This is a genomic window from Amycolatopsis sp. BJA-103, assembly GCF_002849735.1.
Taxonomy (GTDB): domain Bacteria; phylum Actinomycetota; class Actinomycetes; order Mycobacteriales; family Pseudonocardiaceae; genus Amycolatopsis.
In genome coordinates, this window is the sequence record NZ_CP017780.1 from 1,062,755 (window position 1) to 1,088,687 (window position 25,933).

The window sequence follows — 25,933 nt, forward strand, 5'->3', positions numbered from 1 at the left end:
GGTGAGGCAAGGAGATCAGGAGCCGATCCCGGTGAGGGACCGCACCTCCATCTCGGCGTGCTTGACCGGGTCGGCCTTCGACCGGCCGACGAAGGTGCCCACGATCCCGCACAGGAACGAGAACGGGATCGACACCAGACCCGGGTTCTTCAGCGGGAACCAGTGGAAGTCGACGCTCTTGATGATCGAGTCCGCCGCCCCGGACATCACCGGCGAGAAGAACACGAGCACCAGGCTCGCGATCAGCCCGCCGTAGATGCCCCACAGCGTTCCGGTGGTGTTGAACCGCTTCCAGAACAGCGAGAACAGCAGCGTCGAGAGGTTCGCCGACGCGGCGACCGCGAACGCCAGCGCCACCAGGAACGCGATGTTCTGCCCGTTCGCCAGGATGCCGCCCACGATCGCGAGCGCCCCGACGGCGACCGCGGTCAGCCGGGCGACCCGGACCTCCGCGGCCGGTTCCGCGTTGCCGCGTTTGAAGATGTTGGCGTAGACGTCGTGGGCGAAGGAGGCCGACGCGGTGATCGTCAGCCCGGCGACGACCGCGAGGATGGTCGCGAAGGCCACCGCCGAGACGATGCCGAGCAGGACGGTGCCACCGATGTTCAGCGCGAGCAGCGGCGCCGCCGAGTTCTCCCCGCCGGGCGCGTTCTTGATCGCCTCCGGGCCGACCAGCGCCGCGGCGCCGAAGCCGATGACCAGCGTGCAGAGGTAGAACACGGACATGCACGCGGTCGCCCACACCACCGAGCGCCGCGCCTCGCGCGAGTTCGGCACCGTGTAGAAGCGCATCAGCACGTGCGGGAGCGCGGCGGCGCCAAGGACCAGCGCGAGCGCCAGCGAGACGAAGTCGAGTTTCGTGACCTCGCTCTTGCCGTACGAGCCGCCCGGCTCCAGCAGTTCGTCGCCGAGCGGGCTCCGGTCGGCGGCGGCCGAGAGCAGGTTCGAGAAGCTGAAACCGAACTTGCCGAACAGGAACACGGTGATCAGCGCACCGGTCAGCAGCAGGATGGTCGCCTTGATGATCTGCACCCACGTGGTGCCCTTCATCCCGCCGACCAGCACGTACAGCACCATGACGACGCCGACGACGCCGATCACCAGTGCCTGGCCGATGCCGCCGTGGATGTCCAGCAGCAACGCCACCAGCCCGCCGGCGCCCGCCATCTGCGCGAGCATGTAGAAGAAGGAGATCACCAGCGTCGACGTCGCGGCCGCGGCGCGGACCGGGCGCTGCTTCATCCGGAAGCTCAGCACGTCGCCCATGGTGAAGCGGCCGGTGTTGCGCAGCAGTTCCGCGATCAGCAGCAGGTCGACCATCCAGGCGACGAGGAACCCGATCGAGTACAGGAAGCCGTCGTAACCGTGGATCGCGATCGCCCCGGCGATACCCAGGAACGACGCCGCCGAGAGGAAGTCACCCGAAAGCGCGATGCCGTTCTGCCGCCCGGTGAAGGCGCTGCCCGCCGCGTAGTAGTCCGAAGTGGACGAGTTGCGGGTGCTGACGCGGTACACCACGTACAGGGTGATCGCGACGAACAGCGCGAACACCGCGATGTTCAGGACCGGGTCGTTGTCGGGGATGCTCATTGTTCCTCCGCCCCGACCGAGGCCCGAAGCTGTGCGACCTTGGGGTCGAGCCGCTTGTCGGCGAACTTCAGGTAGCCGATCGTGATCAGGATCGTGCTGGCGAACTGGCCGAGCCCGAGCAGCATGCCGACGTTGACTTCGCCCCACACCTTCCGGCTCATGAAGTCGTGCGCGTAGGCCGCCAGCAGCACGAACGTCATGTACCAGGTGAAGAACAGCAGGCTCATCGGGAACACGAACCGCCGGAAGGTCTTGCGCAGCGCGACGAACTCCTTGCCGTGCTGGATCCGGTCGAAGTCGGGGCCGGTGCTGCGCGGCGGCGGGGGAGCGGGCTGCTGGCGCTCGCGGACGAACAGCGCGGGCATCTGCCCGGTGTCCTCGAGGGCGTTGCTCGCCGCGAACGGGCGCGCGACGTCGGGCATGGGGTTCCTCCGGGGGCTTGCTGGCATCCGGGCGCGGTGCGGAGCGCACATACTAACTTCGGCTTCCGGCGCTCTGAATAGGCGACCCCGCTTCCGGATGCGTGCGACCCGGTATTCGTTTTCCCCTCGGAATAGTTGTCCCGGGAATTCGTTTCGGCCGGAATGAACCGGCTTTATCACTCGTAATAGTGAGGCGGATTGTCACGCGCGGTCGTCGCCCGAACGGCCCACTGCGGCAAACGGGGAAGACGGCCACGCTGTGTCCCTCGTTTTGGTGACAGATCGTAGTTTCACTTCCGGCGCGAAGCGGGCTTCGATACTGTGCCCGCCATCGCGGATCGGGGAAGATCCCCTGGTTCGACGATCATCCTGAAAGAAATCACCATGTCGGGCGACAAGGAATCGGCCGGATCGGCAAGGCCACAACATCGGGCAAACATTTGGGCTTGACCCACCCGATGGGGGCACGGAAAGTAGTTCGACCGGGCGACGCGGCTACCCAGCGTAGGCTGATCGGGTGACCCGGGCCCCTGATGCACCGGCGCAACCTGTAACCGGAATTCCCTCGTTTGTGACGCGGAGACGGATTTCGGGCCTTGTACATCGTTCGAATACACACTTTTCCCAGGTCAGCACCCGTGTGCTGAACAGAATTGACGGCACCCGGATTGGTGTACGATTCTTTGGCCCGGCTGACCCGCAGTGATCGATTGGCAAAGAAAAGTTGATCTCGACGACCGTGCACTTCGCAGGTTGCGACCTGCACGTGCAGGTGCAAGACCTCCCGAAGCGGACCGGTGTTCCTGGGGACACCCGGATCGCCGGACGGGGTCCCTCATGTCGCGATCGATCACGTGGGCAGGCCGGGGCCGAGTTCTCCGCAGGCGGACACCTCGCGGGAACGGACGCCTCAGACCGTGCCAGGACGCCGGACAGGGAGTCACCTACGTGACCGTTGCAGGAGAAGGCCAAGTGCCTGTCGGGGAGCTGCTGGGACGCACTCCCCGGCCATCGCGGTGGGCCACCGGCTGGCGCGCACTCGTGCGCTGGCGGGACTGGAGCCTGCCGGTGAAGCTGTCGGCCGTGACGCTGGTGCCGATCCTCATCGCGCTCGCGCTGGGCATCGCCACCATCGCGGGCCAGGTCGGCCGTTCCGACGGCTACCAGCGTCTCGACCGTCTCGTCGCGTTGAGCGGGCAGATCCGCGCCCTCACCGACGGACTCGGCCGCGAGCGCACCCAGTCCGCCGCGGGGCTGACCGCGGGCACCGTCGGCGGGACCCTCGAGCTCGGCTCCGCCCGCGCCGACGTCGACACCGCCATTCCTCTTTACGTGGCCGCCGCGTCCAGGGCCGTCGAGAACGAGCCGTCCCTCCGCCAGGCGCGGGACGCCGCCGCGGCCCAGCTGGAGAGGCTGGCCGAAATCCGTCAGCGGGCCTCCGCCGGACAGCTCGATCCCGTGCAGGCCATCGGCGAGTACACCGACGTCACCACCGCGCTGCTCGCCCTCGACACCGCCTTGACCGCGGGCGCCAGCGAAGACGTCCTCGGCGGCACCCCCGCCGCGGTGCACGACCTCGCCGTGATGAAGGAACAGCTGTCGCTGAGCCAGGCGCTGGTCTCCTTCGGCATCGCCCGGTCGGGTCTCGCGCCGAGTGAACTCGCCCAGCTGCGCACCGCCGAACTGCGGCTGGCCGACCGCTTCACCGACTTCCGGGCCGCCGCTTCGGAACAGCAGCGCCAGGAGTTCGGCACCGCCGTCACCGACGACGCGATGGAGACCCGGGACAGGCTCGCGAAGACCGCCCTCGGCGATCAGGGCGCCCCTACCTCCCAGGCCTTCCGCACGCTGTCCGCGCAGGGCTGGAACGACGCTTCGAACGCGGTGATCACCAAGACCGGTGAGGTCGCGAACAAGTTCGGCGCCCAGGCGAGTTCGGTGACGGCCGAACTGGTCGACGACGCCAGCAGCGGCGCGGGCCTGCTCGCGGTCCTGCTGTTCGGCGCGATGGTGCTCGCCGTCGCCGTCGTCTTCCTCATCACCCGTCAGCTGTTGCGCTCGCTGAAGATGCTGCGCGCCAGCGCCCTCGACGTCGCCGAGAAACAGCTGCCCGACGCGGTCCGCAACATCCAGGAGGGCCGCTCGCAGGGCACCGACGTGCACCCGGTGCCGGTCGGCGGCGACGACGAGATCGGCGAGGTCGCCAGGGCCTTCGACAAGGTGCACCACCAGGCGCTGCGCCTGGCCACCGAGCAGGCCTCGATGCGCACCGGGTACAGCAACGTGTTCGTCAACCTCTCCCGCCGCAGCCAGAGCCTCGTGCAGCGGCAGCTGCAGCTGATCGAGCGGCTGGAGCGCGACGAAGAGGACGCGGACCAGCTGGCCACGCTGTTCCAGCTGGACCACCTCGCCACCCGCATGCGCCGCAACAACGAGAACCTGATGGTCCTCTCCGGCGCCGAGCCGGGCAGGCGGTCCGGGCAGCCGGTCTCCGCCACCGACGTGGTGCGCGCGGCGGTCTCCGAGATCGAGCAGTACCAGCGGGTCACCGTGCAGAACCCGCCGCCGGTCCGGCTGGTCGGGTACGCGGCCAACGACCTGATGCGCCTGATCGCCGAACTGCTGGACAACGCCACCGCGTTCTCCGCGCCGGAAACCCAGGTGACCATCGCGACCAGGCTCGTCGAAGACGGCTCGTTCGGCATCGACATCCTCGACAAGGGCATCGGGATGAACGAGGCCGAGGTCGCCGAGGCCAACGCCCGGCTCACCGAGGCCCCCAACGTCGACCTCGCCACCTCGCGCCGGATGGGCCTGTTCGTGGTCGGACGGCTGGCCAGCAGGCACCGCATCGCCGTCTCGCTCCACGGCGGCAAGGACATCGTGGGCGTGCGCGCCACCGTGTCGGTCCCGGCGGATCTCGTGATGGCCCCGCCCGGGGACCCCGGCCCCGCGACCGGCCCGATCACCCAGCGCCTCGCGCCGGTGCCGCCGCAGCAGCCGGGCGGCCTGCCCCGCCGCCAGCGTCCCGCGAACGGGTCACGGCCGGGAATGCCGAGCGTGCCCTCGCAGGGCGGCGAGCGGTGGCCGTCCGCGAACGATCTGGCCGGTCACACCAAGTCCGGGGTGAACGGGCACACCCACACCCAGGACCCGCGGCCGCCGTCGGATGTCGAGATCTCGGGAACGGCGCTGTTCAGCCCGATCCCCAAGGACCAGACGGCGACCCCGCCCGCGCCGCAGCCCGCTCCCGAGCCGGTCGCGAAGGAGGCGGAGCAGCCGGCCGAGCCGGCCGAGCCCGCCGAGCCCGCTGAGCCCACATCGGCGTCGCTCGAAGGCGAACTGCCCAGCGGCAAGGAACTGTTCGAGGCCAAGAACAGCACCACACTGAGCGAGTGGTGGAACCAGGCGGCCACGCCGCCCCCGGCCGTCGCCCCGCTGCCCACCGCGTCGGAGACGACGCCGATCTTCGACGAGATGCTCTCGGCGTGGTTCCGTTCGCCCGCCCCCGCTCCGGAAAAGCCCGCGGCCGAACCCGCGGCCAAGAAGGAGAAGCCGGGGAAGAAGGAGCCCGAAGAGCAGAAGGCGGCCGAGCCCGCCGCCGAAGCCGGTCCGACCGCCGAGCAGGAGGCCCGCAACTGGGACTTCGCCAGCGACAAGGCGTTCCGCACGGTCCAGGAGGTCTCGCAGACCGCGCCGTCGACGTTCACCCAGGCCGGGCTGCCGCGCCGCCGCAAGGGCGAGCAGCTCCTTCCGGGCAGCGCGACGTCGTCGGTCCCGCCCGCCGAGCCCGCCACCGGTACGGAGCTGCCGGTCCGCGATCCGGTGAACGTGCGCGGCAGGCTGAGCAGCTTCCAGCAGGGTGTCAAACGAGGTCGCAAGGAGGCGGCGGACAAGGCCGCGCCCGCCACCACGCAGCTCCCCGCGACCCAGCCGGAAGTGACGCCGGAGCCGCCGGCGGCACCCGGGCCCGCGAAGGCGGCGCCGGAGACGGCCGCGCGTCCGGCGACCTCGCCCGCCGCGCTGCCGAGCCGCAAACCCGAGAAGAAACCGCAGGCAGCGGCGCCGGAACCGGAACCGGTCAGCGCCGTCGAGAAGACCGACGCGTGGAACTTCGGCTCCGACGAGGGCTGGAAAGCGGCCCAAGCGGTGTCCCAGTCCGTGCCCTCGAAGATGACTTCGGCAGGATTACCCCGGCGCCGTCGCGGGGAGCAACTGCTTCCGGGCAGCGCGGGACCGCCCGCCGGGGCGGTCACCCCCCGACCACAGCGAGACGCGCACGACGTGCGCGGTCGTCTGAGCAGTTTCCAGCAGGGCATCCAGCGCGGACGGCACCACACAGCCCAGGCGACCGAAGGCAACCACGAAACCCTGGAGGGTGAATGACCTCGCCGAACCCGGCCCAGCCCCAGCAGAACCAGTTCGGGTGGCTGGTGAACGATTTCGCCGAGCGGGTACCCGGAGTGGCGCATGCCGTGGTCGTGTCGGCGGACGGCCTCCTGCTCACCGCGTCGAGCCGTCTCCCGCTGGACCGGGCCGACCAGCTGGCCGCTGTCGCGTCCGGCCTGGTGAGCCTGACCCAGGGTGCCGCGAGGTGCTTCGAGGCGGGCGCTGTCAACGAGACCGTCGTCGAGATGGAGCTCGGCATCATGGTGCTGATGTCCATCAGCGACGGTTCCTGCCTGGCCATCCTCGCCGCCCCGAACTGCGACATCGGGCAGGTCGCCTACGAGATGACGATGCTCGTCGACCGCGTCGGCCAGATCCTCACGCCGGAACTTCGCGCACAATTGCAGGGCGCCGGTGGGTCGCTGATCGGCGAACCGGTGGGATGATGTCTCGATGAGCACCGGGTCCGGATCCTTCGGCGAACCGCCGGGGACGGGTGAACACCAGCCACCGCGCGCGGGGGCTGCCAATGCTGCCGGTTCAAGGGACGACGGTACCTTCGCCGATGTCCTGAACGGCTTCACCCTGGATTCGGGCCGTGGTCGTCGGAAGCGCAAGAAGAGCAAGCAGTCCGAAGATTCCCGGGTGGGCGGAGCACACGCCGCCGGGGAATCGGCAGTCCCGCAGCCGACCGATCAAGGAGACCGCGTGACCTCACTTGCTTCTCCACCCAACAGCGGCGCTGACGCCGTTGGGCCGAGACCAGGTGGTCTGTTCGACCCGGGCCCGCCGAGTGGCGAGTTCATCATGCCCGCCGTGTTCGAGCAGGCGCACTCACCGTTCGAGGAGACGGCGATCGTCCGTCCCTATGCCCTCACCGGCGGCCGGACCAAGGCGAACTACGCTCTCGAGCTGGAGACCCTCATCTCCACCAAGGACCATGTCGCCGCGGGTAGCCTCCCCTCGGTGGCCGTGGGGCAGATCGAGTGCATTTCGATCATCGAGGAGTGCCGGACCCCGCGTTCGGTCGCCGAGATCGCGGCGACCCTGCGCGTACCGCTGGGTGTGGCACGCGTGCTGATCAGTGACGCGGCGGACGCGGGACTGGTCAGCGTGCACAAGACGATTACGGGCAATGACGGCGCCGAGGCACATCTGGTGTTGATGGAAAGGGTTTTGAGTGGACTCCGTCGGCTTTAAGGCACCGCGGGAAACCGCGCCCCCGACCATGACATCCGCGAAGATCGTCGTGGCGGGTGGCTTCGGTGCGGGCAAGACGACCTTCGTCGGTTCGGTGTCGGAGATCGTCCCGCTCACCACCGAGGCGATGATGACCGACGCCAGTCGGGGGATCGACAACCTCGACCAGACTCCCAACAAGTCGACCACCACGGTCGCGATGGACTTCGGCCGGGTCTCCCTCGACGCGGACCTGATCCTCTACCTGTTCGGCACGCCCGGGCAGCAGCGGTTCTGGTTCATGTGGGACGACCTCGTGCGCGGCGCGATCGGTGCCGTGGTGCTGGCCGACACGCGACGGCTGGCCGATTCGTTCGCGCCGATCGACTTCTTCGAGGACCGGGGCCTGCCCTACATCGTCGGGGTCAACACCTTCGACGGCGTCCTCGAGCACGACATCAACGACGTGCGTGAAGCGCTGTCGATCGACCCCAACATCCCGATCGTCCGGTGTGACGCGCGGGAGCGGGAGTCGACGAAGCAGACGCTGATCACGCTGGTCGAGTACGCGATGCGGCAGTGGATCGCGTTGCGCGCGAGCAACTCGAGGTGATCCTGACGGCGGCAGCGTAGGGGCTGCCGCCCCGGTTTCACTTCACCCGGTAGGTCAGCAGTACCGCACGTCCGTCGAACGTGCGCGTGCCGGTCAGCCGCAGATCCGTCCGGACGCCGCCCGGGAACAGCTGCTTGCCGCCGCCCAGCACCACGGGGTGCACGACGACGTGGATCTCGTCGACCAGGCCTCGGTCGGCGAACGCGGTGGCCAGTTCGGTCCCGCCCGTGAGCAGCAGGTCCTTGCCGGGCCTGCTCTTGAGCTCGGCCACGCGTTCGGTGAGGTCGCCACCGAGGACTTCGGTGTTCCAGTCCGCTTTCTCCAGCGTCCGCGAGAAGACGATCTTCGGCGTCTTCCGCCAGATCGGGGCGAAGCGAAGGTCGTGCGGGTGGTCCGAGATCGCCTCGGCCCGCGGCCAGTACGACGACATCATGTCCCAGACCCGGCGCCCGTAGACGAAGGTGTCGGCCCGGTCGACCAGTTCCTGGGAATGCTCGGACAGTTCAGGGCCCATCGAAGGCCAGTCGAACTCGCCGTCCGGGCCCTCGATGTGGCCGTCGAGCGAGGTGTGGACGAAGTAGACGAGCTCGCGCATGGCGTTTCCCTCCGGTGTGGCGCCCGCCCTCCGGGCGCCGGTCACCCAGGGGTCGGAGCGGTCGCGGGGTTCTCGACATGCCCGGCCCGCGTCCAGAGGACTAAACGCGGTATTCGTCGTGCAGCTTCCACCAGTGCCCCGGCCCGTCCGTCCCGCGGCCGGACTCCTCCCAGGCCTCCTGCCGCCCGAACGGCGTCAGATCCAGGTATCGCAGCGTCCCCACCAGCTGGTCGCCGCCGCGATCGGTGGTGAAGTAGGTCCGGAACACCTCGTCGCCGTCGCGCAGGAAGACGCTGATCCCGAACCCGGCGCCGACGTCGCAGGCCGCGTTGAAGTCGCCGCCGGTCGAGACCCACGGGACGGTCCAGCCCATCCGCTCCTTGTACCGCTCGATCTCGGGCAGTGTCGCGGGCGCGACCACGGACAGTGTCGTGTCCCGGGCGTGCAGGTGGGCGAGGTGACCGATGTTGTCCACGACCATCGAGCAGCCCGGGCAGCCCGCCTTCTGCCCGGGAGCGAGCATGAAGTGGTAGACGATCAGCTGACGTCGTCCCTCGAACAGGTCCAGCAGCGTCACCCGGCCCTGCGGTCCTTCGAACTCGTGGCCGCCGTCGAAGCGGACCATCGGCAGCCGCCGTCGTTCGGCGGCGACCGCGTCCGCGGCGCGGGTGAGCTCTTTTTCCTTGGCCAGCAACGCTTCTCGCGCGCTCTGCCATTCGTCCTGCGAGACGATTTCCGGCAGTGCCGTGGTCTCAGTCATCGCGATCGCCCTTCTGTAGTTCGGCCAGATGACTTTCCAGCCTGTCGAAGCCGCCGTCCCAGAACCGCCGGTACCGCTCGACCCAGTCGGCGATGTCGCCGAGCGGGGCGGCCTCCAGCCGGCAGGGCCGCCATTGCGCCGTCCGGCTCCGGCTGATCAAGCCCGCGCGCTCGAGGACCTTCAGATGCTTGGAGATGGCCTGGAGGCTGACCGGAAAGGGCTCGGCGAGCTCGTTGACGCTGGCCTCGCCGGTGGAGAGCCGGGCGAGGATCGCCCGGCGGGTGGGGTCCGCCAGGGCGGCGAACGTGGCGCTGAGCTGATCAGTGGTCATCTCTGCTCAATCAATCGGTTGTTTAACCTTTTGGTTGAATATACTGGTAAGAGTTGATCTGTCAAGGACGAGTGAGAGCGCCGTCACGCGAGTGGATGGGTTTAAAATAGTCGGAAGTCCAAGTATTTTGGAGAGATGAGCAGCGACCTGCACCGGCCCGTGAACCCCGTTCGCTTCGTGACGGCGTCGAGCCTCTTCGACGGGCACGACGCGTCCATCAACATCATGCGGCGCATCCTGCAGTCGCAAGGTGCGGAGGTCGTGCACCTCGGGCACAACCGGTCGGTCGACGAGGTCGCCACCGCGGCCATCGCCGAGGACGTCCAGGGTGTGGCCATCAGCGCCTACCAGGGCGGGCACGTCGAGTACTTCAGCTACCTGGTCGAGCTGCTGAACGAACGCGGCGCCGGGCACATCAAGGTGTTCGGCGGCGGGGGCGGTGTCATCGTCCGCGAGGAGATCGACCTGCTGCACTCGCGGGGCGTCGCCCGGATCTTCTCGCCCGAGGACGGCTACGAGATGGGCCTCCCGGGCATGATCAACCTGATGATCAAGGCCTGCGACACCGATCTGTCCGCGGAGTCGCCCGGTTCGCTGGACAAACTGCTTTCGGGTGACATCCCGGCGCTGTCCCGCGTCATCACCCAGCTCCAGCGTGAAACCCTGCCGCGGGAGTGGCTCGACAAGATCGCCGAGTCCGCCAAGGCGCGGACGACGCCGGTGCTGGGCATCACCGGAACGGGTGGTTCCGGCAAGTCGTCGCTCACCGACGAGCTGATCCGGCGGTTCCGGCTCGACCAGGAGGACAAGCTCCGCATCGCCGTGCTCGCCGTCGACCCGTCGCGCCGCAAGGGCGGGGGAGCGCTGCTCGGCGACCGGATCCGGATGAACTGTCTCGACGGCAGCCCCGTCTACTTCCGTTCGCTGGCCACGCGGACCACCAGCGGCGAGATCCCCACCGGGCTTTCGGAGTCGATCCTCGCCTGCAAGGCCGCGGGCTTCGACCTCGTGATCGTCGAGACCCCGGGTATCGGCCAGGGTGACGCCGGCATCGTCGACTACGTGGACCAGTCGTTGTACGTCATGACGCCGGAGTTCGGCGCCGCGTCGCAGCTGGAGAAGATCGACATGCTCGACTTCGCCGACGCGGTGGCGATCAACAAGTTCGAGCGCCGCGGCGCCGAAGACGCCCGCCGTGACGTCGCTCGCCAGCTCGTCCGCAACCGTGAGGCGTTCAGCTCCTCGCCCGAGGACATGCCGGTCTACGGCACCAGCGCCGCCAAGTTCAACGACGACGGTGTCACCGCGCTCTACCAGCACTTGCGCGACACGCTCGCCGAGCGCGGCCTGACCGTCTCGCCCGGTGTGCTCCCGAAGGTGGCGGGCAAGGTGTCCACCGACGCCAGCACGATCATCCCGGCCAACCGGACGCGCTACCTCGCGGAGATCTCCGACACCGTCCGCGGCTATCACACCAAGACCGAGCAGCAGGTCGCCGCGCTCCGCAAACGCGAGCACCTCGCCGTCGCCAAAGAAGCGCTGGCCGAGGTCGACGCGAGCACCGACGCGCTCGACGGCCTGCTCGCCGCCGCCGAGTCCGATGTGGACGGTGAGTCGACGAATCTGCTGGCGCGCTTCGGCGAGCTCGCCGAGTCCTACCGCGCCGACGAACTGGTCGTGAAGATCCGCGACAAGGAACTGCACACCCAGCTCTGGCGCGAGACGCTGTCCGGCAACCGGATCCCGCGCGTGGCGCTGCCGCGCTACACCGAGTCCGGCGAGCTGCTGTCGTTCCTGCGCCGCGAGCACCTGCCCGGATACTTCCCTTACACCGCGGGCGTTTTCCCGTTCAAGCGCGAGGGCGAGGACCCGGCGCGGATGTTCGCCGGCGAAGGCGACCCCTTCCGCACCAACAAGCGGTTCAAGCTGCTCTCGGCCGACTCCGACGCGAAGCGCCTCTCGACCGCGTTCGACTCCGTCACGCTCTACGGGCACGACCCGCACACTCGCCCCGACATCTACGGCAAGGTCGGCACCTCCGGCGTCTCCATCGCGACGCTCGAGGACATGGAGGTGCTCTACGACGGCTTCGACCTGACGTCGCCGAGCACGTCGGTGTCGATGACGATCAACGGCCCGGCGCCGACGATCCTCGCGTTCTTCCTCAACACCGCGATCGACCAGCGGGTCGAGGCGTTCAAGGCCGAGCACGGCCGCGAGCCGTCCGAAACCGAGGCCGCCGAACTGCGCGAATGGGCGCTGCGCAACGTCCGCGGCACCGTGCAGGCGGACATCCTCAAGGAGGACCAGGGGCAGAACACCTGCATCTTCTCCACCGAGTTCAGCCTGCGGATGATGGCCGACATCCAGGAATGGTTCATCGACCACGGTGTCCGGAACTTCTACTCGGTGTCGATCTCCGGCTATCACATCGCCGAGGCCGGGGCGAACCCGATCTCGCAGCTGGCGTTCACCCTGTCGAACGGTTTCACCTACGTCGAGAGCTACCTCGCGCGCGGGATGAGCATCGACGACTTCGCGCCGAACCTGTCGTTCTTCTTCTCCAACGGCATGGACGCCGAGTACTCGGTGCTGGGCCGGGTCGCCCGCCGGATCTGGGCGGTGGCGATGCGGGAGCGCTACGGCGCCAACGAGCGCTCGCAGAAGCTCAAGTACCACGTGCAGACCTCCGGCCGGTCGCTGCACGCGCAGGAGATGAGCTTCAACGACATCCGGACCACGCTGCAGGCGCTGTGCGCGCTGTACGACAACGCGAACTCCTTGCACACCAACGCTTTCGACGAGGCGATCACGACGCCGTCGGAGAGCTCGGTGCGGCGCGCGATGGCCATCCAGATGATCATCAACAAGGAATGGGGCCTGTCGAAGAACGAGAACCCGCTGCAGGGCTCGTTCATCATCGACGAGCTGACCGAGCTGGTCGAAGAGGCCGTCCTGCTGGAGTTCGACCGGATCTCCGAGCGCGGCGGCGTGCTGGGCGCGATGGAGACCGGCTACCAGCGCGGCAAGATCCAGGACGAGTCGATCCTCTACGAACGCCAGAAGCACGACGGCACGCTGCCGATCATCGGCGTCAACACCTTCCGCAACCCGCACGGCGGCGAGAACGACGTCGAGGTCGAGCTGGCGCGGGCGACCGAGGACGAAAAGGTGTCGCAGCTGCACCGGCTGGAGGACTTCCAGCACCGGCACCACGCCGAGGCGCAGGTCGCGCTCAAGACGCTGCGCGAGGCGGCGACCCGCGGCGGCAACCTGTTCGGTGTGCTGATGGACGCGGCCCGGGTGTGCTCGCTCGGCCAGATCACCGAGGCGTTCTTCGAGGTCGGGGGGCAGTACCGCCGCAACGTCTAGGGCGCGGGAATACAGCGGGGCGTGTTCGGGTAGTTGCAGAACATGGAGATCGGAATCGCCACCTTCATCACCGATGAAGGCATCAGGCCGGACGTCCTCGCAGCCGCCGCGGAAGAGCGCGGGTTCAGCTCGCTGCACATCGCGGAGCATTCGCACATCCCGGTCAGCCGGGAAACGCCGTACCCGGGCGGTGGCGACCTGCCGCGCGTGTACTACCGGACCTTGGACCCGTTCGTCGCGCTGACCGCGGCGGCCGGTGCCACCTCGACGCTGAAACTGGGCACGGGTGTCGCGTTGCTGCAGCAGCGCGACGTCATCCACACGGCGAAGGAGGTCGCTTCGCTGGACCTGGTTTCGCGAGGCCGGTTCCTCTTCGGTGTCGGCGTCGGGTGGAACCGGGAGGAAATGCGCAATCACGGCACGGATCCGCGGACGCGGGGCGTGCTCGTCGACGAGCAGCTCGCCGCCTTGAAGGAGATCTGGACCAAGGACGAGGCCGAGTTCCACGGCAAGTACATCGACTTCGACCCGATCTTCGCGTGGCCCAAGCCGGTGCAGAAGCCGCATCCGCCGATCTACATCGGCGGCGCCGGGGAGAAGGCGATGGAGCGGATCGCCAAGTACGGCGACGGCTGGCTGCCCCACGCCCACACCCCGCCCGAGGAGCTTCGCCGGGCGCGTCAGTGGCTGGCCGACCAGGGCCGGAGCGACATCAAGTTCTCGGCCTTCGGCGCCACCCCGGAGGAGGACGCGCTGGGCAAGCTGGCCGACGGCGGCGTTGACGAGGCCACGCTCTTCCTGCCGACCGAGCCCGAAGCGGCGACACTGGAGCGACTCGACCAGTACGCGAAGGTCGCCGAAAGCTTTCGAAAGGGGCAGCAGGCGTGACTGAGGTTCAAATCGGCTTGGCCGCGGCACTCGAGCAGTTCTCGCCGCGCGAGTCGATCCGGCTGGCCGCGCTCGGCGAACAGCACGGATTCTCCGGCCAGATGGCCGCCGACCACTTCCAGCCGTGGGTCCCTCAACAGGGTGAAGCTTCCTTTGTGTGGAGCGTGCTCGCGTCGCTGGCCGAGAACACCACCGGCGATCTCGGGCCGGGCGTGACCTGCCCGTCGTTCCGGCTGCACCCGTCGATGGTCGCGCAGGCCGCGGCGACGCTGGAAGCGACCTACCCGGGCCGGACCTGGCTCGGCATCGGCTCCGGCGAGGCGCTCAACGAACACATCATCGGCGGCTACTGGCCCGAAGCGCCCGAGCGGGTGCGGCGGATGTTCGAGGCGCTCGAGGTCATCCGGAAGCTGTTCACCGGCAAGGACGTCAAGCACAGCGGCGAGTTCTTCAAACTGCACACCACCCGGCTGTGGACGCTGCCGGACGAGCCGCCGCCGATCTACATCGCGTCGGCGGGCCCGTACACCTCGCGCAAGACCGGCGAACTCGCGGACGGGCTGATCACGCCGGGCGCGTCGATCGAGAAGCTGGCGGGGATCCTCGACAACTTCGGGACCGGCGCGCGCAAGGCGGGCAAGGACCCGGACACGATGCCGAAGCTGCTGCAGGTGCACCTGTCGTGGGCCGAGGACGACGAGACGGCGTGGGCCAACGCGATGGACCAGTGGCCCAACGGCGGCATGAAGTTCCCGAAGGCCGACATCCGCTCGCCGTTCGACTTCGCGCAGATGGCGAAACTGGTGCGGCGCGAGGACTTCGAGGGCCGCATGGTCGTCTCGTCCGACCCGGACGTGCACCGTGCCGCGCTGCAGAAGTACGTCGATGCCGGCTTCAACCGGATCTACGTGCACAACGTGGGGCGGAACCAGGACGCGTTCATCGAGACCTTCGGGCGGGACGTGCTGCCGAAGCTCACCGCCTGAGGGGCGGATCAGCCGTTTTTGTCCAGCAGCAGGTGGACCGAGAGTTCCAGCCGGTTCGCCACGTCGGCGGCCGAAGCGCGGCGGGTCACCCAGGCGACCAGGTTCGCCATCCAGACGTCGGCGATGACGTGGAAGATGTCGCGGTCGGCCTCGGTCGGGTCCTCGATGCCCATGGCCTTGGCGAACATGTTCTCCATCAGCCGCCCGACCTGCTCGACCTCGGCGGCCGCGGTGGTGTCGGCGAACATGAACGCGCGGACCATGGCCTCGGTCAGATGCGGGTCCCGCTGCATCAGCCGGGTGTTGCGGCCGAGGACGACCATGAGCCGCTCGCTCGGGGTGTCGCCGGGGATGGCCGCGCGCTCGAGTTTCTCCTGCGCGCGTTCGAATTCCCTGGCCAGCCCGGAGACGAGCAGGTGGATTTTCGAGGGGAAGTAGCGGTACAGCGTGCCGAGCGCGACGTCCGCCTTCTCGGCGACCGCCCGCATCTGGACCGCGTCGTACCCGCCCTTGGCGGCGAGGGTCAGGGTCGCGTCGATGATGCGGCGCCGCCGGTCGCGTTGTGCCGCGGAGCCGAGTTCTTCGCCGCCCAGGGCGGAGAGACCGTTGCCGCTTCGCGCCTTCGCGCTCGTGGGTGCCTTGGCCTTCCCTGGCATCGCCACGTCCCCCTTCATCGAACCGATCTTCGGAACTTGTTCCACTTTCTCCGCGTAGCGTACCTAAGCGGACGAACTGTTCAAGACGTGACCCACTGGGCAAGAAACTGTAACACGTTCTACACTCGCGGGTAGGTCCGGCGAGGAGGTCTCACCCGTGTCGATCGCGCTCACCGAGGAACAGGCGGCGCTGGCCGCGTCGATCCGGGCGTGGGCGGCTGCCGCCCGCCCCGTCGACGCCGTCCGAAGTGGCCGGATCGCCGAGTCGCCGCCAGGGCTGGCGGAACTCGGCTTGTTCGGCGTCGCCATCCCCGAAGACGTCGGCGGCGCCGGTGGCACGCTCGCCGACCTGGCCGCCGGGCTCGCCGAAGCCGCCGAAGCACTCGTACCCGGCCCTGTACTCGGGACCGCGCTGGGCGGCGCGCTGCTCGCGACGGATCCCTTGGCCGCCAAGGAAATCTTGCCCGGTCTCGCGGACGGGACCGAACGGCTGGCGGTGGTGCTCGGCCCGGGTTTCCGTATCGCGGACTCGGTCGTCGACGGTGTGTCAGGACCGGCTCTCGACGTTCACCCGTCGGCATGGTTGCTGGTCTCCGACGGCGACGTCTGCGCGCTCATCCCACCCGGGACGTCCGGAGTGGACATCGAGCAGTGTGACCCCTTCGACGTGTCCCGCCCGGTCGGCCGCGTCCGCTGCACGGGCGTGCGGGCCGAAGCGGTCTTCGAGTCGCTTCCCGTGGACGCCTACGCCGCCACGCTCGGCGCCGCGGAAGCCGCGGGGATCGCACGATGGTGCCTCCGGACCGCCGTCGAGTACGCGAAAGTGCGAGAACAGTTCGGCCGTCCCATCGGCTCGTTCCAGGCGATCAAACACCTTTGCGCGGAAATGCTCTGCCGGGCCGAAGCCACCGACGCTCTCGCGTGGGACGCGGCGAGGGCGGCCGACGACCCGGCGCAGCATCCGCTCGCGGCCGCGACGGCGGCGGCCTACGCCCTCGACGCGGCCGTCGCCAACGCGAAGGACTGCATCCAGATCCTCGGTGGCATCGGATTCACCTGGGAGCATGACGCGCACTTCTATCTGCGCCGTGCCGTGGCCCTGCGGCAGTGGCTCGGCGGTTCCGCCCGGTGGCGTCGTCGCGCCGCCGAACTCGCGCTGCGCGGCGACCGCCGGACGTTGCGCGTCGAGGTCGGCGAGGACGCCGAACTCCGTGCCCTGGTCGGCGAAATCGCCGCTCTGCCCGAGCCGGAACGACGTGTCGCGCTGGCCGATTCGGGGCTGCTGGCCCCGCACTGGCCCGCGCCCTACGGCCGGGGCGCGGCCGCCGCCGAGCAACTGCGGATCGACGCCGCGCTCGCCGACGGCGACGTCCGCCGTCCCGACCTGGTCATCGGCTCCTGGGCGATCCCGACGCTGCTGGAGCACGGTTCTCCCGAACAGCGGGACCGGTTCGCCGCGCCCACGTTGCGCGGCGAGATCATTTGGTGCCAGCTGTTCAGCGAGCCCGAAGCAGGCTCCGATCTCGCGTCGCTGCGCACGACGGCCCGGCGCGTCGACGGTGGATGGCTGCTCAACGGCCAAAAGGTGTGGACGTCGCTTGCTCGCGAAGCCGACTGGGCGATCTGCCTGGCGCGCACCGATCCGGCCGCGCCGAAACACAAGGGCATCACCTACTTCCTCGTCGACATGACCGCCGACGGGATCAGCACCCGCCCGCTGCGCGAGATCACCGGTGACGCCGTCTTCAACGAAGTGTTCCTCGACGACGTCTTCGTCCCGGACGACATGGTCGTCGGCGAGGTCGACGGCGGCTGGCGGCTCGCGCGGACGACACTGGCGAACGAACGCGTCGCCCTCGGGAGCGGTTCCGCGGTCGGAGAAGGCGTCGAGAACCTGCTCGCCACACTCGGGGACGGCGCCGATCCGGAGAAACTCGGCGCGCTGATCGCCGACGGCAGCGCGTGTTCGGTGCTGGACCTGCGGGCGACGCTGCGGCGGCTCGACGGCCAGGATCCGGGAGCCGAGTCGAGCGTGCGCAAACTGCTGGGCGTCCGGCACCGGCAGGCGGTGGCGGAATTCGCGCTGGAGGCGCTCGGCGAGAACGCCCTCGTCGCCGGTGACCCCGCGCAGCACGAGTTCCTGCTGACCCGCTGCCTCAGCATCGCGGGCGGCACCACGCAGGTGTTGCTGTCGTTGACGGCCGAGCGGCTGCTGGGGCTCCCACGGTCCTGAAAGTCCCGGTCACGGCTCCGTGAAGTGCTATGAAAGGCCCGTTACTTGCAAAATTTGCAAGTAACGGGCCTTTCATAGCACCGCCGCCGGCCGGTTGTCGGTCCCGTGCTCTAGCGTGCGGGTCGTGGAGTTCGGCACAGGAACCCAAGCCATCTTCGTCCCCTCGGATCCCCCGCGGGACGGCGTGCTGGCGCTCTGGGGAGACGGCGTAGCGGGTGACACCGCGATCGAACTCGTGCTTCCGGCGGGCAAGGAGAACAAGGTCTTCCGGCGCACGAAGGTCGACGCGGCGCTCGTCCCGTTGTCACGCGCGATTCCGCGGCTGCTGACCGCCGAGGGCGAGCTGAGTCCGGCCATCGCCGCGTGGTCGGCCGCCGCCGAGGCCGGGGTGAACCTCATCGCCCGCGGCAGGTTGCTGCCCGCGGCCTCACCCGGTGGGGTGGATTCGTGGCGAGTGGGCCCGCTCGACGTCGCCGACGAGGAGCTGCTGCGCGGGCTCGCCGCCGCGCTGCCGCCCGAGGCGCACGCGCTGCCGTTGTCCGGGCTGAAACGGATCCGGCTGCATTCGCCGGAGTCGCTGATCCGCGCGCTCTGGGACGCGACGGCGGACGTGCTGGTGCGCACGCCCGCCGCGAGTGTCGCCGCCGGTGGTCCGGCGTTCGCCTCGGCCGAGCCGACGCTGGTCGGGCCGGACGGCGCCGCGTGGCTCGCGGAACTGAACGCCCGTCAGGCCCAGGGCGCGCGTCTCATCCTGCGTATGGAGGTGCACGAGCCCGAGAACCCCGAGGAAGAGCCCACTTTCGCCGCGGTCCTCGCCGTGCGGAGCACCGCCGATCCGAGCCTGATCGTCGAGGCGGCGACGTTGTGGGACGCGCCCGAAGCCGTGCTGGAGCGGATGGGCGAGCAGGTCGAGACGCAGTTGCTGCTCGGGCTGCGGCGAGGCGCCAGGGCGTGGTCGCCGCTCGGCCGCATGCTGCGATCGGCCGCGCCGACCGAACTGGCGCTGGAGTACGACGAGGTCGTCGACCTGCTGACCCACGGCGACGCGGCGCTCGGCGGCGCGGGTATCGAGGTGCAGTGGCCGAAGGACCTGTTCTCGGGCGAGCTCAAGGCCAAGGCGAGCGCGACGCAGGCGCCGGGCAGTGTCACCGGCCCCGAGTTCACGCTCAAGAGCCTCTTGCAGTTCCGCTGGCGGCTGAGCCTCGGGGACGAGGAACTCACCGACGATGAGGTCACCGCGCTCGCGGAGGCGAAACGGCCGCTGGTGCGGCTGCGGGGCAAATGGATCAAGGTCGACGCGCGCTTGATCGCGAAGGTGCGTGCTCACCGCGCGAAGAAGCTGTCCGGGGCCGAGGCATTGGCCGCGGCGCTCACCGGCGAACTGGAACTGGACGGCGAAAAGGTCGAGTTCACCGTCCCGTCCGCGCTGGCGGGGTTGCTCCAGCGGATCCGTGACAGCGCCGCGGAACCGATCGAGCAGCCCGCCGAACTGCAAGCCACCCTGCGGCCGTACCAGAAGGCGGGCCTCGCCTGGCTGGCGACGATGACCGGGCTGGGTCTGGGCGCCTGTCTCGCCGACGACATGGGGCTGGGCAAGACGATCCAGCTCATCTCCCTGCATCTGCACCGCCGCCCGCTGAAGGAAGGTCCCACGCTCGTCCTGTGCCCGACCTCGTTGCTGGGCAACTGGGAACGCGAGTTCGCCCGGTTCGCGCCGGACATCCCGGTGCGCCGGTTCCACGGCGGCGGGCGCCATCTCGACGAGGTCGCGTCCGACGAGGTCGTGCTCGCCACGTACGGCGTCCTCCGCCGGGATCGCGAGACACTGTCCGAAGTGGACTGGGGGATGATCGCCGCCGACGAGGCGCAGCACGTCAAGAACCCGCTTTCGGTCACCGCCAAGGAACTGCGGAAGATCCCGGCCGCCGCGAAGGTCGCGCTGACCGGGACGCCGATGGAGAACCGTCTCACCGAACTGTGGTCCATCATCGACTGGACGACGCCGGGACTGCTCGGCTCGCTCGACGGGTTCCGCCGCAAGGTCGCGCGCCCGATCGAACGCGACCGGGACGCCGCCGTCACCGAACGGCTCGCCGCGACCGTGCGCCCGTTCCTGTTGCGCCGCAAGAAGACCGATCCGGACATCGCCCCGGAACTGCCGCGCAAGACCGAGACCGACCGGTTCGTCCCGCTCACCGCCGAGCAGACGACGCTGTACGAGGCCGTCGTCCGGGAGAACCTCGCGATGATCCGCGAACTGGACGGGGTGGCCCGGCGCGGGCAGGTGCTCAAACTGCTCACCGAACTCAAGCAGATCTGCAACCATCCCGCGCAGTACCTCAAGGAACCCGGCGTGCTGCACGGCCGCTCCGGCAAGCTCGCCGCCTTCGAGGAACTGCTCGACGTCATCCTCGACGAGGGCGACAGCGTGCTCGTGTTCAGCCAGTACGTCCAGCTCTGCCGCCTGCTGGAGAAACGCCTGGCCGAACGCGGGTTGCCGACGATGCTGCTGTCCGGGTCGAGCACGCCGGCGGCCCGCGAGGAGATGGTCTCCCGGTTCCAGGCGGGCGAGGTGCCGGTGTTCCTGTTGTCCCTCAAAGCGGGTGGCGTCGGGCTCAACCTGACCAAGGCCACCCACGTGATCCACTACGACCGCTGGTGGAACCCGGCTGTCGAGGACCAGGCCACCGACCGCGCGTACCGGATCGGGCAGGACAGGCCGGTCCAGGTGCACCGGCTGATCGCCGAAGGCACGCTGGAAGAGCGCATCGCCACGATGCTGGAGACCAAACGCGGACTGGCCGACTCGGTCATCGGCGCGGGCGAGAACTGGATCACCGAACTGTCCGACGACGAACTCACCGACCTCGTCCGGCTCGGGGAGACCTGATGCCGAGCGCGACCGGGCGGAAACGGCGCACCTTCGGCAACACGTGGTGGGGCCAGGCATGGGTCGAAGCACTGGAGGACCGCGCCAAACTCGACCCGAACCGGTTGCCGCGCGGGCGCACGTACGCGCGCAAGGGGACGGTCAGCAAGCTGGTGGTCGGCACGGGCGAGGTGACGGCCTGGGTGCAGGGCAGCCGCGCCGTGCCGTACCGGGTGACCATCCACATGCTGGCGTTCACCGAGGCGCAGTGGGAGAGCCTGCTCGGCATGGTCGGTGCACGGCTCGGGCATGTCGCCGCTCTCCTCGACGGCGAATTGCCCGGTGAGCTGGCCGAGGATGCCCGGGCCGCCGGCGCGGATCTGCTGCCGGGCCCCGGCGACCTGCGTCCGAAGTGTTCCTGTCCCGACAGCGCGAACCCGTGCAAACACGTCGCCGCGGTCTACTACCTGGTCGCGGACGAGGTCGACGCAGATCCGTTCGTGCTGTTCCTGCTGCGCGGCAGGCCGAGGGAGGCCGTGCTCGCGGAACTGCGGTCCCGCCGGGCTCCCGCGAGAGAGCCGGGCAAGCGGGTGCGTGCCCCCGCCACGCCCGGGGTCGACCCGAAACGCGCCTACACCCGGCGGATCGCCGCGTTGCCCCCGCGGCTGGCCGTTCCCGGCACAGTCGGGCCGCCCGCGGTCCTCGACGTCGATCCGCCGCACGGCACGGGCTGGAGCGGCGACACGTTCGCGGAACTGGCCGCCGACGCCGCCGCGAGGGCCTGGGAACTGCTGGTCATGGGGCCCGAGCGCGAAGTGGAGCTGACATTCGAGGAAGACCTCGCGCGCCGGGCTGCGGCGAGCGATCCCGGCGTCGTCGCTGAACTCGCCGAGGCCGCGGGGGTTCCGGTCCGGGATCTCGGCCTCTGGGCTCAGGCCTGGCGTGAGGCGGGCCGGGGCGGGATGGCGGTGATCCGGGAGGTCTGGCGGCCGGGGCAGGCGCCGCTCGCGCAGGCCAAAGCGGACTTCTTCGAATCAGGACTGCCTGGGGAGCCGAAGGTCTGGCGGAACCGGATCACCCAGGGCGACCTGCAACTGCGCTACGGCCGTGACGAACGCTGGTACCGCTTCGTGCGCGACGGCGAGGGCTGGCGGGTCGACGGCCCGCCGTCCACGCGGCCGACGGACGTGATCTACCCGCCCTGACCTCGACGGAGGGAGCTGCGATAGCTCCATTCCAGGAACCGCTCCACCCCGCGGACCACATGGGCGCTGCGGATCGAGGGGAAGACGTCGAAAGCGTGCTGAGCACCGGAGATCTCGGCGTACGCGACCTCACGCTGGGACTTCTCCCGCAGGCGGCGCACGAACTCGCGGGCCTCGCCCACCGGCACCAGCGAGTCGTGGACGCCGTGGATGACGAAGAACGGCGGCGCGTCCTCGGTGATCCGGTCCAGCGGTGACGCCGCGATGTAGTCGTCGAGGAAGTTCACCGGGTCCTTGTCCGCCTCGAAGACGTGCCGGGCGATCAGCGTCTTCAACCGCGTCTGGCTGGAGCGCCGCCCGCTGGTCGCGGCGAAGTCGTACACGCCGTAGTGCGGCGCGCACGCCTGGATGCTCGTGTCGGCCTCGGTGAAGCCGGGCTGCAGCGCCGGGTCGTTCGCGGTCAGCGCCAGCAGCGCCGCGAGATGCCCGCCCGCCGAACCTCCGGTGACGGCGACGAAGGACGGGTCGCCGCCGTAGGACTCGGCGTTGTCCCGGATCCAGGCCAGCGCGCGTTTCGCCGCGACGATGTGCGCGGGCCACCGGGCGGCGGGGGAGAGCGGATAGTTGATCGCGATGCAGAGCCAGCCGCGTTTGGCCATGTGCAGCATCAGTGGCAGGCCCTGCTGGTCCTTGTTACCGATCACCCACGCGCCGCCGTGCACCTGAAGCAGGATCGGCGCGCCGGTGACCTTCTTCCGCGGGGCGTAGATGTCGAGCAGGAACCGCTTCCCGCCGGGCGCGTAGGCGATGTTGCGTTCGCGGCGCACCTCCGGGTCGCGCATGCGGAACGGCATGGCCAGCTGGCCCCACGGTGTCGCGAGGTCGGTCGGGCTCGGCGGATGCTCCAGTTCCTCGGTGTAGGCCGTGCCGATGCCTTCGGTCAGCGCCGTCTCGATCTCGCCGCGGGCCCGCTGGGACTGCGCGATCAGCGCGCCGAGACCGGCCGCCGACGCGGCCGCCAGCGCGAGACCGGCCTTGCTCGATCCGCCCCGGTGACGCGCGACGTGCGCGGCCGCGTCGGCCGCGGTGACCGCGAGCAGATGCGGGGCGAGCTCCCCGGTGAGCCAGCCCGCGAAGAACGCCGGAACCGCCGTCCTGGCGCCTCTCGGCGGCTTCAACGCGTTCGCGGCGAGCGCGAGCTGGAGTGCCTGGCGGACGACGAAACTCGGCTGCATGGACACCGATCCTACCGCCGGGTGACCGCCTAGAACCCGTTGCAAAGTTCACTTAAGGTGATTCTTATGCGGAGATTGAGTGGTCTGGACGCGAGTTTTCTCTACCTGGAGACGCAGGCCCAGGTCCTGCACGTGTGCGGACTGCTCATCCTCGACCGTTCGACCATGCCCGGTGGCTACGATTTCGAGCGCTTCAAGGAGAAACTGGCCGAACGGGTCGGGCTGATCCCGGCATTCAGGCGCAAGCTGCACAATCCACTCTGGAATCCGACCCACCCCGTCTGGGTCGAGGACGAGGATTTCGACCTCGAGGCCCACGTTCACCGGATCGGCGTACCGGCGCCCGGTGACCGGCGCGAACTGGCCGAACTGTGCGCCCACATCGCGGGACAACGGCTGGACCGCGCGCAGCCGCTCTGGCAGTTGCACGTCATCGAAGGCCTGGCCGGCGGCGAGATCGCGGTCCTGCTGAAGATGCACCACGCCAGCGTCGACGGGGTCAGCGGCGCCAGCCTGATCACCTATCTCGCCGGGCTCGAACCGGACGCCCCGCCGCCGGAGATCGCGCGGGACGAACGCCACAACGGGGGCGTTCCCGGCAGGCGCGCGTTGCTCGGCGCGGGGCTGACGTCGTTCGTGAAACGCCCGGCCGAGGTGGTGAAACTGCTGCCGGACCTGCTCGGGCTCGTCCCGAAATGGCTCGGTAAAGCGTTGCAGGGCAAGGGAATGCCGGTCCCGTTCACCGCTCCGCGCACGTCGTTCAACGGGACGATCACCGCACACCGCAGTGTCGCCTACGCCTCCCTCGACCTCGACGAGGTCAAACGGATCAAGAACGCCTTCGGGGTGACCGTCAACGACGTCGTCCTCGCCGTCGTTTCCGGTGCCCTGCGGCGGTTCCTGCGGGACCGGGGCGAGTTGCCGGAAGACCCGCTGGTGGCGACCGTGCCGGTGTCGGTGCACGAACGCACCGAGCGTGAGCACGGCAGCAACAAGGTCTCGGCCTTCTTCGCGTCGCTGCCCACCCATCTGGAGGATCCCGCCGCGCGCGTGTTCATGCTCGCGGAGTCGAACCGGCTGTCCAAGGACCACCACCACGACATCGACGCCGACATGCTCCAGGACTGGGCGCAGTTCTCGGCGGCGACCATGTTCGGTCTCGCGGTCCGCGCGTATTCCGCGCTGCGCCTGGCCGAACGGCATCCGGTGGTGCACAACCTGGTGGTGTCCAATGTGCCCGGTCCGCCGATGCCCCTGTACCTGCTGGGCTGCCGGATCACCGGGCTCTACCCGCTCGGGCCGGTGCTCCACGGCGCCGGGCTGAACGTCACCGTGCTGTCCAACGCGGGCCGGGTGGACGTCGGCCTGCTCGGCGCCCGCGAACTCACCGGCGACCTGTGGCCGCTCGCCGACCACTTCCCCGATGCTCTCCAGGAACTCCTCAAGGCCGCTCCTTAGCGAGGGGTTGCCGTTCGGCCGCCTTCCGGATAAGACTAGAACAGGTTTCAGTATTGTGCCCGTTCGCCCCGGTGAGGAGCCAGTGTGGACTTCCAGTTCGACGAGACGCAGACCGAGGTCACCGCGCTGACCGCGCGCGTGCTCGGCAAGGAGCGCGAACCCGCCGAGACGTGGCGCGCGCTCGCCGGCTCCGGTCTGCTCGCGCTGGCGCTGCCCGCCGAACTCGGCGGTGACGGCCTCGGCGTGGCCGAGGTCGCCTTGGTGCTGACCGAGCTCGGTCGCGTGGCCTCACCGACTCCCGCGCTGGCGTCGCTGGCCTTCGGGGTTCTGCCGGTCGCGGCGCTCGGCGGCCCGGACCAGCGTGCGGCCCTGCTCCCGCCGGTCGCCGCGGGCGAATCCGTGCTCACCGCGGCACTCCACGAACCTTCCACGCCGTTCGCCACCCGGCCCGCGAGCGTGGCCGAGCCGGCGGGGGACTGGCGGCTGAGCGGGGTCAAGGTCGGTGTCCCGTTCGCGGCGGAGGCGAGCCGGATCCTGACGCCGGTCTCGATGCCCGGCGGTACCGGGGTCTTCCTGGTCGATCCCCGGGCGGACGGCGTGACGCTGACGCCGACGAGAACCTCTTCCGGCACCCCGGACTACACGATGACGCTCGATTCCGTGACCGTCACCGATGCCGACCTCCTGAACGGGCCCGGCCCCGGCGAAGCGATCGCGACCCTGCACCGGTTCGCGCTCGCGGGCCTCGTGGCGTTCGGCGACGGTCTGCTCGCCGGCGCGCTCGCGCTGACCACCAAGCACGTCGGCGAACGCGAGCAGTTCGGGCGCCCGCTGGCGGCGTTCCAGGCGGTGGCGCAGCAGATCGCGGACGTCTACGTCGCTTCGAGAACCGTCCAGCTGGCCGCGCGGTCGGCGGTCTGGCGGCTCGCGGCGGGGCTCGACGCCGAGGCGGACCTCGACGTCGCGGCGTACTGGCTGGCGGAGGAGGCGCCCGGGGCGCTGGCCGTCTGCCATCACCTGCACGGCGGGATCGGCGTGGACGAAACGTATCCGCTGCACCGGTTCTCGTCGGCGGTCAAGGATCTGGGACGGACGCTCGGCGGCGCCTCGCATCGGCTGGCCGCCTTGGGCGAACTGGTGGCGGGGTGAACC

The 25,933-nt window shown here is 69.5% G+C and carries 19 protein-coding genes; 12 read left to right on the top strand and 7 right to left on the bottom strand.

From position 1 onward, the window contains the following. Window positions 1-15: 15 nt before the first annotated feature. Together BKN51_RS04925 and BKN51_RS04930 are read right to left on the bottom strand one after the other, a co-directional pair. A complete protein-coding gene (locus BKN51_RS04925) occupies window positions 16-1,590 on the bottom strand; it encodes a solute symporter family protein (RefSeq protein WP_101606487.1) in 1,575 nt (524 codons plus the stop codon). Continuing rightward, window positions 1,587-2,012 carry a DUF485 domain-containing protein gene (locus BKN51_RS04930; protein ID WP_101606488.1) on the bottom strand — a complete coding sequence of 142 codons (426 nt, stop codon included), beginning with the start codon at window positions 2,010-2,012 and terminating at the stop codon, window positions 1,587-1,589. Before BKN51_RS04930 ends, BKN51_RS04925 begins: the two co-directional genes overlap by 4 nt. A gap of 972 nt (window positions 2,013-2,984) precedes the next feature. Here BKN51_RS04930 and BKN51_RS04935 point away from each other — a divergent pair. Genes BKN51_RS04935 through BKN51_RS04950 form a run of 4 tightly spaced genes read left to right on the top strand, consistent with a single transcriptional unit; the run spans window position 2,985 to window position 8,193 of the window. Further along, a complete protein-coding gene (locus BKN51_RS04935) occupies window positions 2,985-6,398 on the top strand; it encodes a sensor histidine kinase (RefSeq protein WP_101606489.1) in 3,414 nt (1,137 codons plus the stop codon). Then, window positions 6,395-6,847: a roadblock/LC7 domain-containing protein gene (locus tag BKN51_RS04940; RefSeq protein WP_005166055.1), complete on the top strand. Its 453-nt coding sequence runs from the start codon at window positions 6,395-6,397 to the stop codon at window positions 6,845-6,847. Before BKN51_RS04935 ends, BKN51_RS04940 begins: the two co-directional genes overlap by 4 nt. A gap of 7 nt (window positions 6,848-6,854) precedes the next feature. Further along, entirely contained in the window at window positions 6,855-7,601 is a 747-nt protein-coding gene (locus BKN51_RS44120; protein ID WP_233224248.1) for a DUF742 domain-containing protein, read from the top strand. 28 nt (window positions 7,602-7,629) lie between these two features. Further along, a complete protein-coding gene (locus BKN51_RS04950) occupies window positions 7,630-8,193 on the top strand; it encodes a GTP-binding protein (RefSeq protein WP_101606490.1) in 564 nt (187 codons plus the stop codon). 37 nt (window positions 8,194-8,230) lie between these two features. Here BKN51_RS04950 and BKN51_RS04955 read toward each other — a convergent pair whose 3' ends face one another. The 3 genes from BKN51_RS04955 to BKN51_RS04965 all read right to left on the bottom strand — a co-directional run bounded on the left by BKN51_RS04955 (window position 8,231) and on the right by BKN51_RS04965 (window position 9,879). Next, a complete protein-coding gene (locus tag BKN51_RS04955; protein ID WP_101606491.1) occupies window positions 8,231-8,788 on the bottom strand; it encodes a dihydrofolate reductase family protein in 558 nt (185 codons plus the stop codon). A 100-nt stretch (window positions 8,789-8,888) separates the two neighbouring features. Beyond that, window positions 8,889-9,548, bottom strand: coding sequence for a DUF899 domain-containing protein (locus BKN51_RS04960; RefSeq protein ID WP_101606492.1), 660 nt, complete (start codon window positions 9,546-9,548; stop codon window positions 8,889-8,891). After that, window positions 9,541-9,879 (bottom strand): ArsR/SmtB family transcription factor, encoded by a 339-nt coding sequence (locus BKN51_RS04965; protein WP_101606493.1) that lies wholly within the window; start codon window positions 9,877-9,879, stop codon window positions 9,541-9,543. The genes BKN51_RS04960 and BKN51_RS04965 overlap by 8 nt, the downstream gene beginning before the upstream one ends. Before the next feature lie 135 nt (window positions 9,880-10,014). Here BKN51_RS04965 and icmF point away from each other — a divergent pair, with 135 nt between their 5' ends. From icmF to BKN51_RS04980, 3 genes are read left to right on the top strand one after another with little or no spacing between them, the layout of a single operon-like run. Further along, window positions 10,015-13,251, top strand: coding sequence for a fused isobutyryl-CoA mutase/GTPase IcmF (icmF, locus tag BKN51_RS04970; RefSeq protein WP_101606494.1), 3,237 nt, complete (start codon window positions 10,015-10,017; stop codon window positions 13,249-13,251). Window positions 13,252-13,293: 42 nt separating this feature from the next. Next, window positions 13,294-14,139 carry an LLM class F420-dependent oxidoreductase gene (locus BKN51_RS04975; RefSeq protein ID WP_101606495.1) on the top strand — a complete coding sequence of 282 codons (846 nt, stop codon included), beginning with the start codon at window positions 13,294-13,296 and terminating at the stop codon, window positions 14,137-14,139. Next, window positions 14,136-15,125, top strand: coding sequence for a TIGR03557 family F420-dependent LLM class oxidoreductase (locus BKN51_RS04980; RefSeq protein ID WP_101606496.1), 990 nt, complete (start codon window positions 14,136-14,138; stop codon window positions 15,123-15,125). Before BKN51_RS04975 ends, BKN51_RS04980 begins: the two co-directional genes overlap by 4 nt. A gap of 8 nt (window positions 15,126-15,133) precedes the next feature. On the opposite strand, the gene kstR is transcribed toward BKN51_RS04980, so the two are convergent. Then, window positions 15,134-15,781, bottom strand: a complete 648-nt coding sequence (gene kstR / locus BKN51_RS04985; protein ID WP_101613050.1) for a cholesterol catabolism transcriptional regulator KstR — start codon at window positions 15,779-15,781, stop codon at window positions 15,134-15,136. A gap of 157 nt (window positions 15,782-15,938) precedes the next feature. Between kstR and BKN51_RS04990 the strand changes: the two genes are divergently transcribed. From BKN51_RS04990 to BKN51_RS05000, 3 genes are all read left to right on the top strand, one after another. Then, window positions 15,939-18,014: an acyl-CoA dehydrogenase gene (locus tag BKN51_RS04990; RefSeq protein WP_101606497.1), complete on the top strand. Its 2,076-nt coding sequence runs from the start codon at window positions 15,939-15,941 to the stop codon at window positions 18,012-18,014. A gap of 115 nt (window positions 18,015-18,129) precedes the next feature. Continuing rightward, on the top strand, window positions 18,130-20,904 hold the full coding sequence (locus BKN51_RS04995; RefSeq protein ID WP_168214268.1) for a DEAD/DEAH box helicase: 2,775 nt from the start codon (window positions 18,130-18,132) through the stop codon (window positions 20,902-20,904). Beyond that, window positions 20,904-22,088, top strand: coding sequence for an SWIM zinc finger family protein (locus tag BKN51_RS05000; RefSeq protein WP_101606498.1), 1,185 nt, complete (start codon window positions 20,904-20,906; stop codon window positions 22,086-22,088). Before BKN51_RS04995 ends, BKN51_RS05000 begins: the two co-directional genes overlap by 1 nt. On the opposite strand, the gene BKN51_RS05005 is transcribed toward BKN51_RS05000, so the two are convergent. After that, window positions 22,076-23,323 (bottom strand): alpha/beta hydrolase, encoded by a 1,248-nt coding sequence (locus BKN51_RS05005; protein ID WP_101606499.1) that lies wholly within the window; start codon window positions 23,321-23,323, stop codon window positions 22,076-22,078. The genes BKN51_RS05000 and BKN51_RS05005 overlap by 13 nt on opposite strands. A 66-nt stretch (window positions 23,324-23,389) precedes the next feature. On the opposite strand from BKN51_RS05005, the gene BKN51_RS05010 reads away from it, so the two are divergent. Both BKN51_RS05010 and BKN51_RS05015 read left to right on the top strand, forming a co-directional pair. Then, window positions 23,390-24,781 carry a WS/DGAT/MGAT family O-acyltransferase gene (locus tag BKN51_RS05010; protein WP_101606500.1) on the top strand — a complete coding sequence of 464 codons (1,392 nt, stop codon included), beginning with the start codon at window positions 23,390-23,392 and terminating at the stop codon, window positions 24,779-24,781. 84 nt (window positions 24,782-24,865) lie between these two features. Further along, window positions 24,866-25,930 (top strand): acyl-CoA dehydrogenase family protein, encoded by a 1,065-nt coding sequence (locus BKN51_RS05015; protein WP_101606501.1) that lies wholly within the window; start codon window positions 24,866-24,868, stop codon window positions 25,928-25,930. Window positions 25,931-25,933: the final 3 nt, after the last annotated feature.